Origin of the sequence: Pseudomonas paracarnis (genome assembly GCF_904063055.1) — a bacterium.
Lineage (GTDB): Bacteria > Pseudomonadota > Gammaproteobacteria > Pseudomonadales > Pseudomonadaceae > Aquipseudomonas > Aquipseudomonas paracarnis.
In genome coordinates this window covers 78,121-99,062 of sequence record NZ_CAJFCN010000002.1, presented here as the reverse complement: position 1 = coordinate 99,062, position 20,942 = coordinate 78,121, and the positions used below count along the sequence as shown (strand labels likewise).

General features: G+C 61.4%; 16 protein-coding genes and 2 pseudogenes. 5 read left to right on the top strand and 13 right to left on the bottom strand.

Annotated features, from left to right (window positions below; all coding sequences use genetic code 11):
• Window positions 1-5: 5 nt before the first annotated feature.
• Genes creB through creD form a run of 3 tightly spaced genes read left to right on the top strand, consistent with a single transcriptional unit; the run spans window position 6 to window position 3,514 of the window.
• A complete protein-coding gene (creB, locus tag JMV15_RS05050) occupies window positions 6-674 on the top strand; it encodes a two-component system response regulator CreB (RefSeq protein WP_038451774.1) in 669 nt (222 codons plus the stop codon).
• Window positions 674-2,113 carry a two-component system sensor histidine kinase CreC gene (gene creC / locus JMV15_RS05045; protein WP_038451771.1) on the top strand — a complete coding sequence of 480 codons (1,440 nt, stop codon included), beginning with the start codon at window positions 674-676 and terminating at the stop codon, window positions 2,111-2,113. Before creB ends, creC begins: the two co-directional genes overlap by 1 nt.
• Window positions 2,114-2,164: 51 nt before the next feature.
• Window positions 2,165-3,514, top strand: a complete 1,350-nt coding sequence (gene creD / locus JMV15_RS05040) for a cell envelope integrity protein CreD (RefSeq protein ID WP_014720223.1) — start codon at window positions 2,165-2,167, stop codon at window positions 3,512-3,514.
• 65 nt (window positions 3,515-3,579) lie between these two features.
• Here creD and JMV15_RS28265 read toward each other — a convergent pair.
• The 9 genes and pseudogenes from JMV15_RS28265 to JMV15_RS05000 all read right to left on the bottom strand — a co-directional run.
• Window positions 3,580-3,669 (bottom strand): annotated as a pseudogene (locus tag JMV15_RS28265) (outer membrane lipoprotein carrier protein LolA); the annotation flags it as partial.
• A 22-nt stretch (window positions 3,670-3,691) separates the two neighbouring features.
• Window positions 3,692-4,302: pseudogene (locus JMV15_RS05035) on the bottom strand (glutathione S-transferase).
• Between the two features lie 161 nt (window positions 4,303-4,463).
• Complete coding sequence (locus JMV15_RS05030) at window positions 4,464-4,646, bottom strand: hypothetical protein (protein WP_014720221.1); 183 nt, start codon at window positions 4,644-4,646, stop codon at window positions 4,464-4,466.
• The gene (locus JMV15_RS05025) at window positions 4,643-5,746 is read right to left on the bottom strand and encodes a PepSY-associated TM helix domain-containing protein (RefSeq protein WP_038451768.1); all 1,104 of its coding nucleotides are present in this window, start codon (window positions 5,744-5,746) and stop codon (window positions 4,643-4,645) included. The genes JMV15_RS05030 and JMV15_RS05025 overlap by 4 nt, the downstream gene beginning before the upstream one ends.
• Window positions 5,747-5,807: 61 nt before the next feature.
• Window positions 5,808-8,237: a TonB-dependent siderophore receptor gene (locus JMV15_RS05020; RefSeq protein WP_014720219.1), complete on the bottom strand. Its 2,430-nt coding sequence runs from the start codon at window positions 8,235-8,237 to the stop codon at window positions 5,808-5,810.
• A 207-nt stretch (window positions 8,238-8,444) separates the two neighbouring features.
• Complete coding sequence (locus JMV15_RS05015) at window positions 8,445-9,413, bottom strand: FecR domain-containing protein (protein ID WP_038451762.1); 969 nt, start codon at window positions 9,411-9,413, stop codon at window positions 8,445-8,447.
• Window positions 9,410-9,928, bottom strand: a complete 519-nt coding sequence (locus JMV15_RS05010) for an RNA polymerase sigma factor (protein ID WP_019817419.1) — start codon at window positions 9,926-9,928, stop codon at window positions 9,410-9,412. Before JMV15_RS05010 ends, JMV15_RS05015 begins: the two co-directional genes overlap by 4 nt.
• 154 nt (window positions 9,929-10,082) lie before the next feature.
• Window positions 10,083-10,790 (bottom strand): 3'-5' exonuclease, encoded by a 708-nt coding sequence (locus JMV15_RS05005; protein WP_014720216.1) that lies wholly within the window; start codon window positions 10,788-10,790, stop codon window positions 10,083-10,085.
• The gene (locus JMV15_RS05000; protein WP_038452263.1) at window positions 10,787-12,709 is read right to left on the bottom strand and encodes a putative nucleotidyltransferase substrate binding domain-containing protein; all 1,923 of its coding nucleotides are present in this window, start codon (window positions 12,707-12,709) and stop codon (window positions 10,787-10,789) included. The genes JMV15_RS05005 and JMV15_RS05000 overlap by 4 nt, the downstream gene beginning before the upstream one ends.
• Window positions 12,710-12,955: 246 nt before the next feature.
• Between JMV15_RS05000 and JMV15_RS04995 the strand changes: the two genes are divergently transcribed.
• Entirely contained in the window at window positions 12,956-13,402 is a 447-nt protein-coding gene (locus JMV15_RS04995) for a response regulator (protein ID WP_019817416.1), read from the top strand.
• A 159-nt stretch (window positions 13,403-13,561) separates the two neighbouring features.
• Here the strand turns inward: JMV15_RS04995 and JMV15_RS04990 are convergent, their stop codons facing one another.
• Entirely contained in the window at window positions 13,562-15,739 is a 2,178-nt protein-coding gene (locus JMV15_RS04990; RefSeq protein ID WP_019817415.1) for a malate synthase G, read from the bottom strand.
• Between the two features lie 320 nt (window positions 15,740-16,059).
• Between JMV15_RS04990 and JMV15_RS04985 the strand changes: the two genes are divergently transcribed.
• Window positions 16,060-16,572: a glycine cleavage system protein R gene (locus JMV15_RS04985; RefSeq protein ID WP_038451758.1), complete on the top strand. Its 513-nt coding sequence runs from the start codon at window positions 16,060-16,062 to the stop codon at window positions 16,570-16,572.
• 222 nt (window positions 16,573-16,794) lie between these two features.
• Here JMV15_RS04985 and rarD read toward each other — a convergent pair whose 3' ends face one another.
• The 3 genes from rarD to JMV15_RS04970 form a co-directional block, all read right to left on the bottom strand.
• A complete protein-coding gene (gene rarD, locus JMV15_RS04980) occupies window positions 16,795-17,679 on the bottom strand; it encodes an EamA family transporter RarD (protein ID WP_032902317.1) in 885 nt (294 codons plus the stop codon).
• Between the two features lie 201 nt (window positions 17,680-17,880).
• Window positions 17,881-18,855, bottom strand: a complete 975-nt coding sequence (locus JMV15_RS04975; RefSeq protein ID WP_003194811.1) for a serine/threonine protein kinase — start codon at window positions 18,853-18,855, stop codon at window positions 17,881-17,883.
• Window positions 18,856-19,016: 161 nt separating this feature from the next.
• Window positions 19,017-20,915 carry a PhoX family protein gene (locus tag JMV15_RS04970; protein ID WP_038451756.1) on the bottom strand — a complete coding sequence of 633 codons (1,899 nt, stop codon included), beginning with the start codon at window positions 20,913-20,915 and terminating at the stop codon, window positions 19,017-19,019.
• Window positions 20,916-20,942 lie beyond the last annotated feature (27 nt).

The following is a 20,942-nucleotide window of genomic DNA, read 5'->3' as shown; positions in this document are numbered from 1 at the left end:
AACCCATGCCGCACATCCTGATTGTCGAAGACGAAGCGGCGATAGCCGACACGCTGATCTTTGCCCTGCAAGGCGAGGGCTTCACCACCACTTGGCTGACGCTCGGCCTGGCGGCGCTGGAGCATCAGCGCCAGACCCCGGCCGACCTGATCATTCTCGACATCGGCCTGCCGGACATCACCGGCTTTGAAACCTGCAAGCAATTGCGCCGCTTCAGTGAAGTGCCGGTGATGTTCCTCAGTGCGCGGGATGCGGAGATCGACCGGGTGGTGGGGTTGGAGATCGGTGCCGACGATTATGTGGTCAAGCCTTTCAGCCCGCGGGAAGTGGCGGCGCGGGTCAGGGCGATTCTCAAGCGGGTCGGCCCGGGTGTGGCGCCAACCCTGTTCCAAGTGGATCTGGAACGCATGCAGATTCTCTATCGCGGCCAACCCTTGAGCCTCACGCGGCATGAGTTCCGCCTGCTGCAAAGTCTGCTGGACCAACCCGAGCGCGTGTTCAGCCGCGAACAACTGCTGGATGCGGTGGGCGTACCCTTTGATGCCGGTTATGAGCGCAATATCGATAGCCATATCAAGAGTGTGCGCAGCAAACTCAGGAGCGTGGCGGCGGATGCCGAGCCGATCCAGACCCATCGTGGCCTTGGCTATAGCTACAGCCCGAGCCACAGCTGATGCGCCTTGGGCTGCGGATTTTCCTGGTGTATGCGCTGTTTATCGGCCTGACCGGCTACTTCGTGCTCAACACCGTGATGAAGGAAATCCGCCCCGGCGTGCGCCAGTCCACCGAAGAAACATTAGTGGACACCGCCAACCTGCTGGCTGAAATCCTGCGTGCAGACGTTAAAAACGGCACCCTCGGCCAGAGCCATTGGCCCGAATTGCTCAAGGCTTATGGCAGTCGCCAGCCAGGAGCGACGATCTGGGGCCTGCCGAAAAACCAGGTCAACCATCGCATCTACGTGACCGACGCCACAGGCAGGGTATTGCTCGACTCCAGCGGTGAAGCAGTCGGCCAGGACTATTCGAAATGGAACGACGTGTACCTGACCCTGCGCGGCGAATACGGTGCGCGCTCCACCCGCAGCGACGCAGACGACCCCACCTCATCGGTGATGCACGTGGGGGCGCCGATTCGTGACAACGGGCAGATCATCGGCGTGGTCACCGTAGCCAAGCCCAACAGCTCGTTGCAACCCTACGTGGATCGCACCGAGCGGCGCCTGCTGTGGTACGGCGCCGGGCTGGTCACCCTCGGGCTGCTGTTGGGCGCGCTATTGTCGTGGTGGCTGACGGCGGCCCTCAGACGCCTTACCGCCTATGCCGAAGCCGTGAGCGAGGGCCGCCGCGCCGAGTTGCCGCATTATCGCGGCGGCGAGCTCAAGCAGTTATCCACCGCCGTGGAACACATGCGCACGCAGCTGGAAGGCAAGGCTTACGTAGAGCGCTACGTGCATACGCTGACCCATGAATTGAAGAGCCCGCTGGCGGCGATTCGAGGTGCGGCGGAGCTGTTGCAGGGCGACATGAGCCGTGAGCAGCAGCAGCGGTTTGTCGGCAATATCGACAGCGAAAGTGCGCGCCTGCAACAGCTGATCGAGCGCCTGTTGAACCTGGCCCAGGTGGAACAGCGCCAAGGTCTGGAAGAGCAGTCGAGCATTTCTTTGGCAGCCCTGGTTGAGGATGTGTTGAAGGCTCAATGTGCGCGGGTCGAAGGCGCCGGCTTGCACGTCGAGCAGGCCATCGCTCCCGATGTGCGGGTATTTGGCGAACCTTTCCTGCTGCGCCAGGCCCTGGGCAACCTGCTCGACAACGCTCTGGATTTCACCCCACCCGGCGGCACGCTGAGGTTCAGCGCGCTGGTGCGGCATCACGAGGTGCAGGTCAGCCTGTTCAACCAGGCGCAGGCGATTCCCGACTACGCCTTGCCGCGCCTGAGCGAGCGTTTCTACTCGCTGCCGCGCCCGGCCAGCGGGCGCAAAAGTACGGGCCTGGGGCTCAACTTTGTCGAGGAGGTGATGAAGCTGCACGGCGGCTCGTTGCAGATCGGCAACGTACCGGGCGGCGTGCAAGCGGTACTGCATCTCCACACAGTCTCCACATTGCCCACATAAATCCCCCATACCGACTGGGCAGACTCTCCCCTTCAAAACAGGGAGAGACCCATGAACCGCAACCTGCTTTTCAAATTGGGCGCGATTGCGCTGCTGATCCTGCTGTTGCTGATTCCATTGTTGATGATCAACGGCATCATCAGCGACCGTCAGCAACTGCGCGACGGCGTACTGATGGACATTGCCCGCAGCTCAAGCTTTGCCCAGCGCCTCACCGGGCCGGTGATGGTGGTGCCGTTTCGCAAGACGGTGCGCGAGTGGAAGCTCAATGAGAAGCTCAACAAGCGCTACGAAGAAACCCGTGAAGAACGCGGTCGTCTGTATTTCCTGCCGGACCGTTTTGAGCTCGACGGCAAAGTGCAAACCGAACTGCGTGCGCGCGGCATTTACCAGGCGCGGCTGTTCCATGCCGACAACCGTATCAGCGGGCGTTTCGAGTTGCCGGCGCAGTTGGGGATCACCGAAGACTTTGCCGACTACCGCTTTGAGCCGGCGTTTCTGGCGGTGGGGATCAGCGATATTCGTGGTATTGAAAACGCGTTGAAGCTGGAACTGGGCGATCAGCGCCTGGAGTTCTCGCCGGGTTCGCAAGTGGACTGGCTGGGTGAGGGCGTACATGTGACGTTGCCTGCGCAAGACGGCAAGAAAGCGGCCGTGCTGGACTTCGCCTTCGACCTGCGCCTGCAAGGCACCGAACAACTGCAAGTGGTGCCCGTGGGCAAGACCAGCCAGGTATCACTGGCGTCCAACTGGCCGCACCCGAGTTTTATCGGCAACTTCCTGCCAGCTCAGCGTGAAGTTACCGACCAAGGCTTCAGCGCCAACTGGCAGACGTCCTTCTTCTCCACCAACCTGGAACAAGCCCTGCAGAACTGCCTGGACGGGCAGGGTTGTGACGACTTCAACAACCGCAGCTTCGGGGTGAATTTCATCGACCCGGTAGACCAATACCTCAAGAGCGACCGGGCGATCAAATACGCGCTGTTGTTTATCGCGCTGACCTTCGCTGGTTTCTTTCTGTTCGAAGTGCTCAAGAGTCTGGCGGTGCACCCGATTCAGTACGCCTTGGTGGGCGTGGCGCTGGCGTTCTTCTATCTGTTGCTGTTGTCGTTGTCCGAGCATCTGGGCTTTGCCCTGGCCTATCTGATATCGGCCAGCGCCTGTGTGGTGTTGATCGGCTTCTACGTGTGCCATGTGCTGCGCAGCGTCGCCCACGGCCTGGGGTTTTCGGCAGGGTTGGCGGCGTTGTATGGCTTGCTGTACGGCTTGCTCAGTGCCGAGGATTACGCACTGTTGATGGGCTCGCTGCTGCTGTTTGGCCTGCTGGGTACGGTGATGGTGCTGACGCGCAAACTGGATTGGTATGGGGTGGGCAAGCGTAAGGTGGGGGAAGTGCAATGATCGGGCTGCGCGAAGATCAGCGGATGAAAGCGAGGATGGTCAACTTCCTCAATCACACCGCCTCTCACTGTAGGAGCGAGCTTGCTCGCGAAGAACGCAAGGACCCCGCGTTTAACCAGATGACCTGCGTTATCGTTGACGATTTTCGCGAGCAAGCTCGCTCCTACAGGGGGCTGGTCAAACCGGGGGTTGGGTCTGCTGCATCGAAGCCCGCTGGCTGACTTCGGCGTACCAGGCGGCGAGCTTGGGAGTGTCCGAGCGCCACTGAATATCCGGGTGGCGAAAGTCGATATAGCCCAGGGCACAGGCCACGCTGATGGCGGCGACGTCGAAGTGGCTGGCCAGTTCGGCAATGGCGTCCCGCTCCAGCTCGGCGAGGGCGCGGCGGATCTTGTTGCGCTGCTCATCCAGCCAGGGAGCCCAGTGTTTTTCTGGCGGACGCATGGCAGTCTCGTAACGTAGCAGCACGGCGGCATCCATGATGCCGTCAGCCATCGAGGCCAGGGTCAGGCGCCGCGGGGGATCAGCGGGTTGCCGACATGCTGGTGGTCGAGGTAGTCGAGAATCACCCGGCTGTCGTGCAATACCGAACCGTCGGCCAGGCGCAGGGCCGGGATCTTGCCCACGGGGTTGCCTTGCAGCACTTCGGCATCCGGGTTGACCGGAGTGGGCAGGCACGCGTGCAGGGCCACACGATCCTGCTGGCCGGTCTCGATCAGCAGCACGCGCACTTTACGCACGAAGGGCGAAGCGGGGTTGTGGAACAAGGTCATGCTGGGGGCGGACATGGGCATTCCTCGAGGTGAAGTGTGGCTAGCCTAGAGGGTTGTGCGGTGCCTGGCGAGGGGCCGCGTTGTTTCTGCGGGCCTCATCGCAGGCAAGCCAGCTCCCACAATGGACTGTGTTCACAGGTCAAAATGTGGGAGCTGGCCTGCCTGCGATAGCGACCTCAGGCGCGCCGCTTAACCAACCCCCATACCCCCATCATTGCCGGTATCCCGAGCCCGATCCAACTCAACGAATCCCACCACCCATCGCCCAGCAACGCCGCAAACAACCCGGCGGCACTGAGCAGGCCGATCCCCAGCGGGATGGCAAAGACCTTCCAGACATTCGACTGCCGCGGCTTCATACCTTGGCCGCCTTGCGGCGTACGATCCATAAGTAAATGCCGCTCACCAGCACGATGATGGTCAACACATCCAGCACCGCCCACAGGACCTTCATTGGCATGCCGCCGTAATCACCGAAATGCAGGGGTTGGGACATGCCCATGGCATCCATGTACCACGGCCGTTCGGCGATGGCGGTGACGGCCAGGGTGCTGGCGTCGATCAGCACCGGGGTCAGCAAATGGGAGGTCAGGTGGGTGCTGCCCTTCATGAACACGGCGTAGTGATGTTCGCTGGAAAAACGCGTGCCGGGGAAGGCGATAAAGTCCGGTTCCATACCGGGCGCGGCCTTGGCCGCAATGTTCAACAGCTCCGTGGCGGGCGCGCGTTGGGTCAGCGGCGGGGCGTTCTTGTAAGGTTCGATCATGGCGCTGAGGCTGTCCTGGCGCCAGGCGGCGATGATCAGGTCGGCGCAGGCGCTGATCACGCCGGTTACCCCCACCACCAACGCCCAGGTCAAAGTGACCACGCCGATCAGGTTGTGCAGGTCGAGCCAGCGCAGGCGAGTGGACTTGTCCTGGCGCACCGTGGCGAACTTCAAGCGACGCATGAACGGCAGGTACAACACCGTGCCCGAGATAATCGCCAGCACAAACAGAAGGCCCATGAACGCCAGCAACAACTTGCCCGGCAACCCGGCAAACATATCCACATGCAGGCGCAGCAGGAACAGGGTCAGCCCGCCATTGGCTGCGGGGGTTTCCACTGCTTGGCCAGTGCGGGCGTCGAGCATGAAGGTGTGCGACGAATTCGGCTCAGTGCCGGCTGTGGCCGCCATGATCGCGATCACACCGTTCTTGTCGTCTTCGTCCCAGGCAAGGTACTGCATGGCCTCGCCGGGGCGATGGGCCTGGGCTTTAGCCACAAGCTGCTCAAGGTTGAGCCGGGGCGTATCGGCAGGCATCTGCGCCAGTTCGGGTTCATTGCCCAGCAGGTGGTCGATCTCGTGGTGAAACACCAACGGCAGGCCGGTGAGGGCGAGCAGCAGCAGGAATACGGTGCAGATCAGGCTGGTCCAGGTGTGGATGAAGGACCAGCGGCGGATGGTTTTGCTTTTCATTGTCGAGCCTTCAGATGCACCAAAGCCGCCCTTTGGGCGGCCTGGTGGTTAACTCAGCTGATTACCACTGGTAGGTGGCGCTGGCGACGACGCTGCGTTGGTCGCCGAAGTAGCAATAGGAGCCATCACAGGTGGAAATGTAGTCCTTGTTGAACAGGTTGGTCGCGTTCACTTTCACCGACGCGCCCTTGAGGCTGTTGTCCAGGCGGCCGAGGTCATAGTGCAGCGCGCCGTCGAAGACGGTGTAGGCGTTGGCCTTGCCGGCCCAGGTATTGGCCTGGTCGCCGTAGGTGTTGCCGGTGTAGCGGGCGCCGAAGCCGATACCGAAACCGTCGAGCGCGCCGGTGTGCCAGGTGTAGTCGGTCCACAAGGACGCTTGTTGGTTAGGCATCAGTTGCAGGCGGTTGCCTTTGAACTCGCCTTTTTGCACTTCGGATTTGGCCAACGTGTAGGCAGCGATCACTTTGAGGTTTTCGGTCACGTCAGATACGGCTTCCAGCTCCAGGCCTTTGACTTTCACTACGCCGGTCTGGTCGGTGACAGAAACACCACCGGACTGGAAGCTGCTGACCAGAACGTTCTTCTGGGTCAGGTCATACAGCGCGGCACTGAGTAGCGTGTTCGAACCCGGCGGTTGGTACTTGATCCCCAATTCCCACTGCTTGCCTTCGGTGGGCTTATAGGATTCTGTAGGAGAGGCGCTGGCGTTGCTCGCCGGCTGGAAAGATTCGGCGTAGGAGATATACGGTACGAAGCCCGAGTCGAACACATAGCTCAGTGCCGCGTTACCGCTGAAATTCTTGCTGCGGTCAGTATTGGTCGCGTCGTTTTTGTTGAGGTACGTAGTGCCTTGGTGCACCCAGTCTTCACGGCCACCCAGGGTCAAGCGCCAGTTATCAAGAGCCATCTGGTCTTGGACGTAGAGGCCGGTCTGGACGGTTTTCTGATTGTAGTCGTAGAAAGCGCCGGAGCGTGCGGGGCGTTCAACTGGCGTGGTGTTGACCGGGTTGAAGATGTTGACTCGTCCGGCCTGCCCGTAAATCGACAGGTACGAGGTATCGGTACGCTGGTGGTCAAGCCCGAGTAGAAGGGTGTGGGTGACGTCGCCGGTGGAGAAGTCGGCCTGAAAGTTGTTATCTACCGCCAATTGTCCGATGTTCTCGTCCACGTTGGTCGAAGAACGGTCCATATTGCCTTCGGCGTCGACCGGTGCCCAGGCAAAGGCGCCCACGGTCAATTGTTGGAACGACAATTCTGATTTGGTGTAACGCAGATTCTGTTTGAACTGCCAGGTATCGTTGAAGCGGTGCTCGAATGCGTAGCCGAGTGCGTAATAGGTACGGTCGTAGAACTCGTAGTCCGGATCGCCCAGGTTTTTATGATGCGAAACGTCACCCAGTGGCGACTTGATCTTGGTGCCGACTATCGGCAGGAACTGGCTGGTCGCCCCGGTATCGTCGCGGGTGAACTGCGACAGCAAGGTCAACTTGGTATCGGTGTCGATATTCCAGGTCAAGCTCGGTGCGATGTTGTACCGCTTGTTGTCAATGTGATCGACCTGGGTACCGGCATCGCGCACCACGCCGCCAACGCTGTAGAGAAACTGGCCCTCATCATCGATCTTGCCAGTGCTTTCGAAATTGATCTGGCGGTGGTTGTCACTGCCGTATTGCACCTGGATAGCACTGCTCTGTTCGGCGCTGGGACGGCGGCTGACCATGTCCAGCAAGCCACCAGGTGGAGTTTGACCATAAACCGATGAAGCCGGACCGCGCAGCAGGGCGAGGCGGTCGAGGTTCCAGGTTTCGGCTTTCGGGTTGGCGTACACGCCACGGGGCAGTGGCAGGCCATCGAGGAATTGCGTCGGCTCGAAGCCGCGTACGCGCATCCAGTCGTAACGGGTGTCGCTGCCGTAGCTGGCAGACACGATACCGGGCATGTATTTGACCGCATCGTCGAGGTTCTGCACGTTACGGTCCTGCATTTGCTCGCGGGTGGCTACCGAGATCGAGCGTGGTGCCTCGACCAGCGCAGTATCGGTTTTGGTGCCGGCGGCGGTGCGCTTTGCAACATATCCCTCCACCGGCCCCCAAGCGCTTTCATAGCTGCCTTGGCCGGTGATGTTGGTGGTCGGCAAGGCAACGACGCCCTCCGGGACCGGCATCAGGGTGTAAGTGCCCGCACTGCTCTGCTCCAACTGCAACCCCGTCCCCCGCAAGGCTTCCCGCAACGCGCCCTGCGCATCGAACTGGCCTTTGACCGGTGCCGAGGTCTTGCCGGCGGCGAGTGCGGGGTTGAGGGTCAGCGCCAGGCCGGCCTGGCTGGCGATCTGGTTCAGGGTGGTGGCCAGGGGCGCAGCGGGCAGGTTATAGGCGCGCACGCTGGAGGCTTGTTCGGCGGCGATCAGCGGGGTGCTGGCGAGCGGGGCGCTGAGGGCGATCGCCATGGCTAACAGGCTGGGGCGCAACAAGGTGTCTAGCGTGCGGGACATAAGGGCGGCTCCTGAATGGAAATATTTCTCAATTGCCTAGGTGCCGAGCGAGAATCGAAAAGTGATAGGGGTGAGTGAAAATATTTTTCGCAGGTGTGCTTGAGGGCCTCATCGCAGGCAAGCCAGCTCCTACAGTTGAAGGTGTTCGCAATTCGAAATGTGGGAGCTGGCTTGCCTGCGATAGCAATCGCCCAGGCGCTGCAGGACCTAAGGCTTACCCTTGACGGTCACCCACCACGGCGTGTGCTGCTCGATCTGCACCGGCAAAGTCGGCAACAGCGCATTCAATGCCAACGTGGTGTCATGCAGCGGGAAACTGCCGGTGATGCGCAGGTCGGCCACGTTGTTATCCACCCCCAGGTAGCCGGTGCGATAGCGCGCCAACTCCTCGATCACATCCCCCAGCCGAGCGTTGTCCACTACCAGCATGCCGCGCGTCCAGGCATCGGTGGCCGGGGTGACGGCCAGCAACGGGCCAAGGCCGTCGCTGCGCATCAGCACCTGCTGGCCCGCCTTGAACACCTGTTCGTGGTGCAACGCCTCGGGCTGGGCGGCCACGGCTGACTGCAACACACTCAGGCGCGTAGCGTCGTCTTCGCGCTTGACGATAAACCGAGTACCCAGCGCCCGCAGGCTGCCGTCGCGGGTTTGCACGTAGAAAGGGCGTGAATCGTCGTGGCCGGTTTCGACGAGAATTTCGCCTGCCTGCAACACGATCAAGCGGCGTGTTTCGTCGAAGCGCACATCAATGGCGCTGTGGGTGTTGAGGTTGATCCGCGTGCCGTCCGCCAGCTTCAGCGTGCGCTGTTCACCGGTGGCGGTGCGCTGGTCGGCCAGCCAATAGTGAATAGGCACGTAACGCTCACCGGCAAACAGCGCCAGGCCGCACATCAGCACGATACTGGCCAAGCCCCGGCCCAGTTTGCGCACGCGCTGGCGAATGCCGTGGCGCGACTGCAGCAGCGCCGCCCGAGCCGGGCCCGAGGCCACACTGAAACGCTGGTCGAGCATGCCCAACTGGCGCCAGGCGCGGGCGTGTTCCTCATCACTGGCCAGCCACTTGCTGAACTCTTCCTGTTCCACCGCGCTGCCGTCGCCCGAGTCGAGGGACAGCTGCCAGGCAATCGCGGCATCCAGCACGCGCGACGACACCGGTTTGGAGCCGATCGCGGTCACGACGGCTCGCCATACAGTGCGATGTAGCACTGGCGAATGCCCTGGGCCAGGTATTGGCGCACGCGGGGCACCGACACGCCCAGGCGCTGGGCGATTTCGGCATGGCCCAGGCCGTCGAGGCGGTTATAGAGGAACGCGGCGCGGGCCTTGCTCGACAGTTTGCCGAGCAGGCGGTCGATGGCCTTGAGGTCTTCGAGGATCAGTTGCTGGGCTTCCGGCGAAGGCTGTTCGCTTTCCGGGATCAGCATCAATTCGGTGAGGTAGGCCTGTTCCAGGGCCGCACGTCGGAAATAGTCGAACAGCAAACCCTTGGCGATGGCCACCAGGAACGCCCGCGGTTCGCGGGGCTCGCGCAACTCGTCACGGCCCAGCAGGCGCATGAAGGTGTCCTGGCTCAGGTCTTCGGCGCGGCTTGGGCACCCCACGTTGCGTCGCAGCCAAGCCAACAGCCAGCCACGGTGGTCGCGATATAACGCACCAACAAGCTCACTGCGTGGGGTCTGGACCGACGACAAGGCATCACCGAATAAACAAGAGGTTTAAACTAACGAGAATTATTCGCGATTGTCGCAGAGGCGTGGGGTGGGCGCAATTGGCGTCTGTCGGGTGATCGTTCCCACGCTCGGCGTGGGAATGCATCCCGCGATGCTCCGCGTCGGGCGCGAAGCGTTAAAGGGAAGGGGACTGTTTGCGCCGTTTCCATTGGGCCAAACGCTCTTGCAGCGTCTGGGGCGTGTCTATCTGTTGCTGCCGCGCACGGCTGAACAGGATCAGCATCAGCTCTGCCGTCGCCAGTGCATCGGCGCTGGCATGGTGGCGTTCGCCAGCCTGTAGCCTGAAGTGGTTGAGCCAATCATCCAGCCCGGCCTCGCGGATATGCGCCTCAGGGCACAACAGCGGAGCCAGGTCTGCCACATCCAGGAATGGATGGGCCAGGCGATACCCCAGGCTGTCCTTGAGCGCCCGGCACAGCATGTGTTGATCAAACGGCGCATGAAAAGCCAGCAGAGGGCTGTCGCCCACGAACGCCATGAAATCCAGCAACGCCTCGGCCGGGTCGCTGCCGGCGGCAATTGCACTGGGCCCCAACCCGTGGATCAGCACACTGGGGCTGAGCTTGGTGTCGGTGCGCTGCAGGGTGCGTTCGAACAGTTGGGAGAAATCCACCGCACCGTCTTCGATGACCACGGCGCCGATGGACAGCACCTGGTCGCGGTGAAGGTTCAGGCCGCTGGTTTCCAGGTCCACCACTACCCAGCGCTGGCTGCGCAATGGGCCGTTGCCCAGTTCGGCGGGCTTGGGTAAATGCTCCAGGCGCTGCTGTTGCGCAGCGTTGAGCCCGGGCTTTTTCGCGCGCAGCCAGCCAAACAAACTCATAGCTGATACCGCAAGCTCAGGCTGCTTTGCAGGCGTTGGGCCTGGCGCAGGGACTCACGCAGGATGCGCCGGTCCAGGTGGTTGAGGCTGTCGGGGTCGACGCGGTTGGAATAGGGCAGGTTCTCGCGGGTCTGCAATTGGTGCTGCTGCATGCGGGTCTGCTGGATAAAGTGGTAGGCCTCTTCATAGGCGGCGCCATCCAGGGGTTCGATCACGGCCTTATCCACCAACTGGCGCAGGCGTTCCAGGGTGTTGTTGGCGTGGATGCCATTGGCCAGGGCCAACAGGCGCGCGCCATCTACAAAAGGCGTAAGGCCCTGCACCTTGAGGTCGAGGGTGGCCTTTTCGCCATTTTTGCGGGTCAGCACGAACTCGCGAAAACGCCCTACCGGCGGGCGTCGTAGTAGCGCGTTTTCGGCCAGCATGCGTTGGAACAAGCGGTTATCCGCCACCTGATCGAGAATGCCCTGGCGCAGTTGCTCGCAACCGCGCTCTTCGCCCCACACCACGCGCAAGTCAAAATAGATGCTTGAGCCCAGCAGGTTTTCCGGCGTCGCCTCACGAATGAACGCGCCGAAGCGCCGCGCCCACTCCACGCGGGACAAGCACAGCTCGGGGTTGCCGGCCATGATATTGCCCTTGCACAGGCTGAAGCCGCACAGCGCCAGGCTTTGGTTGATGTGCTGCGCCAGCGGTAGCAAGAGCTCACGCCTGTCGGCGGCTTCGACGGCGTCCTTGGCCTCGAACAGGATGCCGTTGTCCTGGTCGGTGTACAGCGTTTGTTCGCGGCGGCCTTCGCTGCCAAAACACAGCCAACTGAAGGGCACGCCGGGGTCGCCTTTTTCCGCGAGGGTCAGCTCGATCACCCGGCACACGGTGTGGTCGTTGAGCAGCGTAATGATGTGGGTGATCTGGGTGGATGAGGCGCCATGGGCGAGCATGCGCTCCACCAACTGGCCGATTTCACCGCGAATCGCCACCAGGTTTTCCACCCGGGGCGCGTTGCGGATGGTGCGGGCCAGGTGCACCAGGTCCACACGCTGCAAGGAAAACAAGTCACGCTCGGAGACCACGCCACACAGGCGCTGGTCTTGCACCAGGCACACATGGGCGATATGCCGTTCGGTCATGGCGATGGCCGCGTCGAACGCGCTGTGCTCCGGGCTCAAGTAAAACGGCGCCTGGGTCATGTGCCCGGCAATGCTCTGGCTGAAGTCGCTGGTGCCATCGGCGACCACCTGGCGCAGATCGCGCAGGGTGAAGATGCCCAGGGGCGCCTTGTGTTCGTTGACGATCACAATGCTGCCGACTTGCTGTTCGTGCATCAAGGTCACCGCTTCGCGCAACGGTGTGTGCGGGCTGCAGGTGACCGGGTGGCGCATGGCCAATTCACCCAGGCGGGTATTCAAGGAATATTGGGTGCCGAGGGTTTCCACGGCTTTTTGCTGTACCTGCTGGTTGACCTGGTCGAGCAGGCTGCTGACCCCGCGCAAGGCGAAATCACGAAACGGGCTGGACAGGGCGAACAGCTTGATAAAGGCCGGTTTGTTCAATTGCAGGCAAAAGGTGTCTTCAGCGGCTTTGTGTTCTGTACGGGTCGCGCGCTCACCCAGCAAGGCGGCGAGGGGGAAGCATTCGCCGGTGGCGATTTCAAAGGTGGTGTCTGCCGAGTCTGGCCGCTCACCCACGACCCGCCCCTGCTTGACGATATAAAAGTGCTCGACCGGGCCGCCCGACGGTTTGAGGATGCTGTCGCCGGGGCCGTAGAAACGCAGTTGGCACTGTTCCACCAGGAAAGCCAGGTGCGCCTGTTCCATCTGGTTGAACGGCGGGAAGCGTTGCAGGAATTGCAGGGTGCCGTGGATGTTCTGCAACACAGCGGTTTTACCCGCCTGTGCGAATGCATCAGCTTTACTCATAACAGTGACCGCAGTGTTTTTGTCGTTATCGTGCTGCATGGTCGACTCCTGCGCAGTGGGTGCCCATTGGACGTAAGTCTAGGTCGAGGAATACCGCGCAAAACTAGGGAAAAACCTTACATGACAATCGTCCAAAACCCGTAGAAAGCCCACTAGGCAAACTTTCCGACGAAGTGCACATTGTTCGCCCTTCCGCAGATGTCTGACGAGTGTGCTGGGAGATTGATGAGAACTGCTGAGAAACGTATGTCCGACCACGATATTTTGAGTGATGCCGAGCGCGAGGCGCTGAGCGCCGTGATGCTGGAGCCCGATTTACCCCCCCAACGCGTTTTGATCGTGGACGACGACAAGGACGCGCGTGAATTGCTGGCGGAAATCCTTGGGCTCGATGGTATTCGCTGCATGACTGCCGAAAGTGGCGAGGCTGCGTGGGATTTGTTGAAGACGAGCAGTTCCATCGGTTTGCTGATCACCGACCTGCGCATGGCGCCCAGCAATGGCCTGGAATTGATCCGCCAGGTGCGTGAGTCCACCCGTGCGGCGTTGCCGATCATCATCATGTCTGGAGACGCGGAAGCGCCGGATGTGATTGATGCGATGCATTTGAGCGTGGTGGATTTCTTGCTCAAGCCGATTGATAGCGTGAAGTTGGCGAAGTTGGTAAAGCGGGAGTTGGGGATGGTGCCCTGAGTGTGGGGTGACTGGCCTGGCCTCTTCGCGGGTAAGCCCGGCTCCCACATTTGAAATGCATCCCCCTGTGGGAGCTGGCTTGCCTGCGATTCAGGCAACGCGGTCTAACTGACACACCTGATAAAAAAGCCCCGATCTTTCGATCAGGGCTTTTTTCCATTACAGGCCGTTCTTGGCCTTGAACTCCCGACGCCTGCGATGCAACACCGGCTCGGTATAGCCATTGGGCTGCTTGGTCCCTTCAATCACCAACTCCACCGCTGCCTGGAACGCGATGTTGCTGTCGAAGTCCGGAGCCAGTGGGCGGTACAACGCATCCCCGGCATTCTGGCGGTCCACCACCGGCGCCATGCGCTTGAGGCTGTCCATCACTTGAGCTTCGTTGACGATGCCGTGGCGCAGCCAGTTGGCGATGTGCTGGCTGGAAATGCGCAGGGTGGCGCGGTCTTCCATCAGGCCGACATCGTTGATGTCCGGCACCTTGGAGCAGCCCACACCCTGGTCGATCCAACGCACCACATAGCCGAGGATGCCCTGGGCGTTGTTGTCCAGTTCGTTGCGGATCTCTTCTTCGGACCAATCGGTGTTGCTGGCCAGAGGAATGGTGAGGATATCGTCCACCGAAGCGCGCTCGCGCTTGGCCAGTTCGGCCTGGCGGGCAAACACATCAACCTTGTGGTAGTGCAACGCATGCAGGGCCGCAGCGGTCGGCGACGGTACCCAGGCGGTGTTGGCACCGGCCAACGGGTGGGCGATTTTCTGCTCAAGCATCAAAGCCATCAGGTCGGGCATGGCCCACATGCCTTTACCGATTTGTGCACGCCCTTGCAGGCCGGTGCTCAGGCCGATATCGACGTTCCAGTTCTCATAGGCGCCGATCCATTTTTCCGCCTTCATGGCCGCCTTGCGCACCATCGCGCCGGCTTCCATGGAGGTGTGGATTTCATCACCAGTGCGGTCGAGGAAACCGGTGTTGATAAACACCACGCGCTCGCTGGCCGCCTTGATGCAGGCCTTGAGGTTGACCGTGGTGCGGCGCTCCTCGTCCATGATCCCGACCTTGAGGGTATTGCGCGCCAGGTTCAGCACCTCTTCGATGCGACCGAACAGTTCGTTGGTGAACGCGGCTTCTTCCGGGCCGTGCATCTTCGGTTTCACGATGTACACAGAACCGGTGCGGCTGTTCTTGCGGGTGTTGTTGCCGTTGAGGCTGTGGATCGCCGCCAGGCTGGTGATCAGGCCGTCGAGGATGCCTTCGGGTACTTCGTTGCCGTCTTTATCGAGGATCGCGTCGATGGTCATCAAGTGGCCAACGTTGCGCACGAACAACAGCGAACGGCCGTGCAGGGTCACGTCGCTGCCATCCACGCCGGTGTAGACGCGGTCAGGGTTCATGGTGCGGGTGAAGGTCTGGCCGCCCTTGGCCACTTCTTCGGCCAGGTCGCCCTTCATCAGGCCGAGCCAGTTGCGGTAGATCACCACTTTGTCATCGGCGTCGACGGCGGCCACAGAGTCTTCGCAGTCCATGATGGTGGTCAGCGCGGCTTCCATCAGCACGTCTTTGACGCCTGCGGCGTCGGTTTGGCCGACTGGGGTGCTGGCGTCGATCTGGATTTCGAAGTGCAGGCCATTGTGCTTGAGCAGGATCGCAATCGGCTCGGCCGCAGGGCCCTGGAAACCGATCAACTGGGCATCGTCACGCAGGCCGCTGTTGCTGCCGCCTTTGAGGCTGACGATCAGCTTGCCATCGACGATTTTGTAGCCGGTGGAATCGACATGGCTGCCGGCGCTGAGCGGTGCGGCCTCGTCGAGGAAAGCGCGGGCGAAGGCAATCACCTTGTCGCCACGCACTTTGTTATAGCCCTTGCCCTTCTCGGCGCCGTTGGCTTCGCTGATGGCGTCGGTGCCATAGAGCGCGTCGTACAGCGAGCCCCAGCGCGCATTCGAGGCATTGAGGGCGAAGCGGGCGTTCATCACCGGCACGACCAGCTGTGGGCCGGCCATGCGTGCGATCTCATCATCGACGTTTTGGGTCGAGGCCTCAAAGTCTGCGGCTTCTGGCAACAGGTAGCCGATGTCTTGCAGGAAGGCTTTGTAGGCCACCGGGTCATGGGCCTGGCCGGCGTGGGTCTGGTGCCAGGTATCGATCCGCGCCTGGAAGTCGTCGCGTTTGGCGAGTAGGGCTTTGTTCTTCGGGGCCAGGTCATGGATGACCTTGTCGGCACCGGCCCAGAACTGGTCGGCAGTGATGCCGGTACCGGGAATGGCTTCGTTGTTCACGAAGTCGAACAGGACTTTGGCGACCTGCAGGCCACCGACTTGAACGTGTTCAGTCATTGCTTGCCTCACTCTGCGGAGCTTATGCGCTTTATCAGATTTTCATTATGTAGTGCACGGTTTGGCATACTACATGATGACTTGCGGTTGTGAAAATTAGACTAAATACGTCGTTTAGCGACCCACTTTGGTCGTACGGTCACAGCGGAGAACCGGATGTTCTCAAAAAACTATTGGATTGTTCCAGATAAATATAAAAATGGTACACGATTTGTCTGGCGGAGCTGGCTTGCCTGCCATGGACGTTAACGATCACGCGTCCCTTCTGGATAAACGCGGCATGTCTATAATCGAGGATCAACCAACCGAGGGACTACGCCATGGACCATCTTGTACTCACTATTATCGCCGCCGACAAACCCGGCCTGGTTGAACGCATCGCGCAGAACATTGCCAGTCATGGTGGTAACTGGCTGGAAAGCCGCATGGCGCACATGGCCGGGCAGTTTGCCGGGATCCTGCGGGTGAGCGTGCCGAGCGAGCAGCGCCAGGCATTGGTGGGGGCATTGGAGGATTTATCCATCCATGGCATTCGCGTGTTGGTGGGTGAGGGCAGCAGCGGCCAGGCATCGGCGTCCAAGCCGATCCTGATGACCCTGGTGGGCAATGACCGCTCGGGCATCGTGCGTGAGATCACCGCGCTGCTGAGCCAGCAGGGCGTCAACCTGGAACGCCTGAGCACCGATGTGCGCCCGGCGCCCATGAGCGGTGATCCGCTGTTCAACGCCGAGGCGTTGTTGCAAGTGCCGGCCACGCTATCGCTGGAAACCCTGCAAGAGGCTTTGGAAACCTTGGCCGATGACTTGATGGTGGAGTTACGTCAGGAGGAATAACGATCCACAAGGTTATGCAGGGAAATCTTGCATGGGCCTGTGGATAACCTGTAGAGACCCGACGCCAGGCCACGCCCGCCGGCCTTCTGCGCAAGTTGAGCAAAAAACGAGCAGTTTCAAGGGCTTGTGCACAAATGGCGGGGATCAGGCTGTGGATAACCTTTGGGTGGAACGCTGCAAGCCACGAAAGCCGTGGCTTGCAGAGGTTTGTACGTTATTTGATCAGCGTTTACGCACGGTCAGCCAGGCATCCAGGCTGTACACCACCAACCCGGCCCAGATAAAGGCGAAGGCGACCAAGGTGCTCGGCGCCAGGTGTTCACCGAACAACAGCACGGCTTCGAGCAACACCAGCGTCGGCGCCACATACTGCAAAAAGCCCAGGGCGGTGTAGGGCAAGTGCCGTGCAGCGGCGTTGAAGCACACCAGGGGAATCAGCGTCACCGGGCCTGCGGCCACCAGCCACCAGGCCTCGGAGGTGCTCCAGAACGCCAGTTGCGCGCTGTGGGCGGTCGGGTTGAACAACAACCAGGCGACGGCAATGGGTACCAGCATCCAGGTTTCCACCACCAGCCCTGGCAGCGCCTTGACCGGCGCCTGCTTGCGGATCAAACCGTAGAAGCCGAACGTCAGCGCCAGCGCCAGCGACACCCACGGCAGGCTACCGACTTGCCACACCTGCTGCGCCACACCTATCGCTGCCAACCCCACCGCTACCCATTGCAAACGGCGCAAGCGCTCGCCGAGGATCAGCATGCCCAGCAGCACATTCACCAGCGGGTTGATGTAGTAACCCAGGCTCGCTTCAAGCATGCGCCCGGTGTTCACCGACCACACATAGGTCAGCCAGTTAGCGGCGATCAACGAACCGCTGAGGGCCAGGATCGCCAGGCGCTTGGGGTTGTCGCGCAGTTCGCGAAACCAGCCGGGATGTTTCCACACCATCAGCAACAGCCCACCGAACAGGGCCGACCACAACACGCGGTGCACGATGATCTCGGCGGCGGGCACGCTGGCGATGGCTTTGAAGTAGAGCGGGAACAGACCCCAGATGACATAGGCGCTCAGGCCCAGGATGTACCCCTTGCGGGGGTTGGCGGCTTGCATTGCAGAATCCTTGCTTAGGCAGCTAACAAAGCGCAATTGTAAGGATATTTGTCAGACAACGCTCGTTCCCACGCTCTGCGTGGTAACGCCGCCTTGGACGCTCTGCGTCTGCTCTTAAATCGTGACGCGGAGCGTCACAGCGCCCACGCAGAGCGTGGGGGCGAGCATGGACAGCCAGCTCCCACAGGAGGCAGGGCCAGGTCAGAAGAGCTTCAGCGGTTCTTCATTGAGCGCCGACAGTTGCTCGCGCAACGCCAGCACCTGGTCACCCCAATACCGTTCGCTGCCAAACCACGGAAAGCTATGGGGAAACGCCGGGTCGTCCCAGCGTCGTGCGAGCCAGGCACTGTAGTGCATCAAGCGCAGGGCGCGCAGCGGCTCGATCAGCGCCAGTTCGCGCGGGTCGAAGTCGTGGAATTCCTGATAGCCGTCCATCAGCTCCGAGAGCTGGCCGAGGCATTCCTGGCGGTCACCAGCCAGCATCATCCACAGGTCTTGCACCGCTGGGCCCATGCGGCAGTCATCCAGGTCGACGATATGGAACATCTCGTCGCGGCACATCATGTTGCCGGGGTGGCAGTCACCGTGCATACGGATGTTCTTGTGCGGCGTGGCCTTGTAAACCTCTTCCACACGCTTGAGCAGGTCGCGGGCCACGGACTCGTAGGCCGGCAACAGGCTTTTGGGAATGAAGTTGCCTTCAAGCAAGGTGGTGAGGGAGTCGTGACCGAAATTCTTCACCCCCAGGGCTTCGCGGTGTTCGAACGGGCGGGTGGAGCCCACCGCGTGCAAACGCCCCAGCAGTTGCCCGAGCCGGTAAAGCTGATCGAGGTTGCCTGGCTCCGGCGCGCGGCCGCCACGGCGGGGGAACAGGGTGAAGCGGAAACCTGCATGTTCGAACAGGCTCTCGCCGTTGTGGACCAAGGGGGCGACCACCGGTACATCGCACTCGGCCAGTTCGAAGGTGAAGCGGTGTTCTTCCAGGATCGCCTCGTTGGTCCAGCGCTGGGGGCGATAGAACTTGGCGATCAGCGGTTCGGCGTCTTCGATGCCCACTTGGTACACGCGGTTTTCGTAGCTGTTGAGCGCCAGAACCCGCGCGTCGCTGAGGAAACCGATGCTTTCGACGGCGTCGAGCACCAGGTCTGGGGTGAGTGTTTCAAACGGGTGGGCCATGCGAACTCCTGCGCGCAGCAGGGCGCCGCGTCCGGCCGGGTATGGTAACAGCATAGATAGCCGGTGGCTGTGCGGACGCCTTCGCAGGCAAGCCAGCTCCCACACTGGCATGTATTTACACATCGAAATGTGGGTGCTGGCTTGCCTGCGATAGCGGTCTATCAGGCGCCTACGATCCCGCCATCATCCCGCCGAATCGCCATCACCGAAGACCGGGGTTTGCCATTGGGCAGGTGTTCCGGCCAGGTCGAACCACCGGTTTCCCCTGGGTGCTGAATGCCCACGAACAAGGTTTTCTGGTCCGGCGAAAAGCTGATCCCCGTCACTTCACACGCCACCGGCCCCACCATGAAGCGACGGATTTCACCCGTGCTCGGGTCGGCGCACAGCATCTGGTTATTGCCCATGCCCGCAAAGTCGCCGGCGTTGCTGTAGTCGCCATCGGTCAGGATCCACAGGCGCCCGGCTTTGTCGAAGCCCAGGCCGTCGGGGCTGTTGAACATGTTTTGCGGGTTGATGTTGGACGAGCCGCCCTTGGGGTTACCGGCATGCACGCCGGGGTTGCCGGCCACCACGAACAGGTCCCAGGTGAAGTCCGTGGCACCGTGGTTATCGGCTTCGGCTTTCCAGCGCAGGATCTGGCCGTAGACGTTTTTCTCCCGTGGGTTGGGGCCGCCCACCGGCTGGCCCTCTTCGCCGCGCTTGGCGTTGTTGGTCAGGGTGCAATAGACCTGGCCATCGGTAGGGCTGACCACGATCCATTCCGGGCGGTCCATGCGTGTGGCTTTCACCACGCTGGCGGCCAGGCGCGCATGAATCAGCACCTCGGCCTGGTTAGCGAAACCGCTGCTGGCGTCAATGCCGTTTTTGCCATGGGTGAGTTCGACCCACTGGCCTTTGCCCTTGGGATGGTCGGCGTTGCCGTCGCCCGCGTCGAAGATCGCCACGTACAAGGTGCCGTGGTCGAGCAGGTCTTTGTTGGCCTTCGGGTTGTTGTGGTTGATCTGATCGCGGCTGACGAACTTGTAGATGAATTCACCGCGTTCATCGTCGCCCATGTACACCACGGCGCGGCCGTCACGGGTTTCGGCGAGGGCCGCGTTCTCGTGCTTGAAGCGGCCCAAGGCCGTGCGTTTTACCGGGGTGGATTGCGGATCGAACGGGTCGATTTCCACCACCCAACCATGGCGATTGAGTTCGTTGGGGTTCTTGGCCATATCAAAGCGCGGGTCGTGCTGATGCCAGTTAATGTCCTTGCTGGCGGCCACCACGCCGTAGCGCTTCTGCCCTGCGTCGAAGGTTTGCTGCGGGTTGCTGCTGCCGAAGCAGTCGGTGAAGTTTTCTTCGCAGGTCAGGTAGGTGCCCCACGGGGTCTTGCCGTTGGCGCAGTTCTGGAACGTGCCGAGGACTTTTTTGCCGGTCTTGTCGGCGGTGGTTTTCAGCCAGTCATGGCCGGCGGCAGGGCCACTCAAACGGATCGGCGAATTGCCGTGGATGCGCCGGTTGTAGCGTGAATCCTGGACGAATTGCCAGGTGTCGCCCTTGCGGCGTACTTCGATCACCGACACGCCTTCGCTGGCCAGCGCCTTGCGCACGTCTTCGGCCGATTGTGGCGCGCCGCCGTGGGCGTAGAGGTAGCGATAGTTGGTGTATTCGTTGTTGATCGCCATCAGCGCGCGGTTGTCGTCACCGGGGAATGGAAACAGGCTCATGCCGTCGTTGTTGTCGCCGAACTGTTGTTCCTGAGCCTTGGCGGTGCCATGGCCGGACGGGTCGAAAGCCGGGGCGTTCTTGTGCAGGGGCTGGCCCCAACTGATCAACACAGAAGCACTGTAGCCCGGTGGCAGGGTGATGGTGTCGCTGGTGGCGGCGGCGATGCTGGTGAACCCCAGCAACGGGCTGGCGGTAGCGGCATTCACGGCCAGGGCGCTGCGGCTCAGCAGGTTGCCGCCGAGGAACATCGCGGCGCCGCACAGGGCGCCTGCGCCGATAAAGCGACGGCGGGTCAGGCCCACCATCTGTTCAAGGTCGGTGGCTTGGTTTTCTTCTAATAGGCTCATCACAGGCTCCTTAAGGTTTTTGCAGAC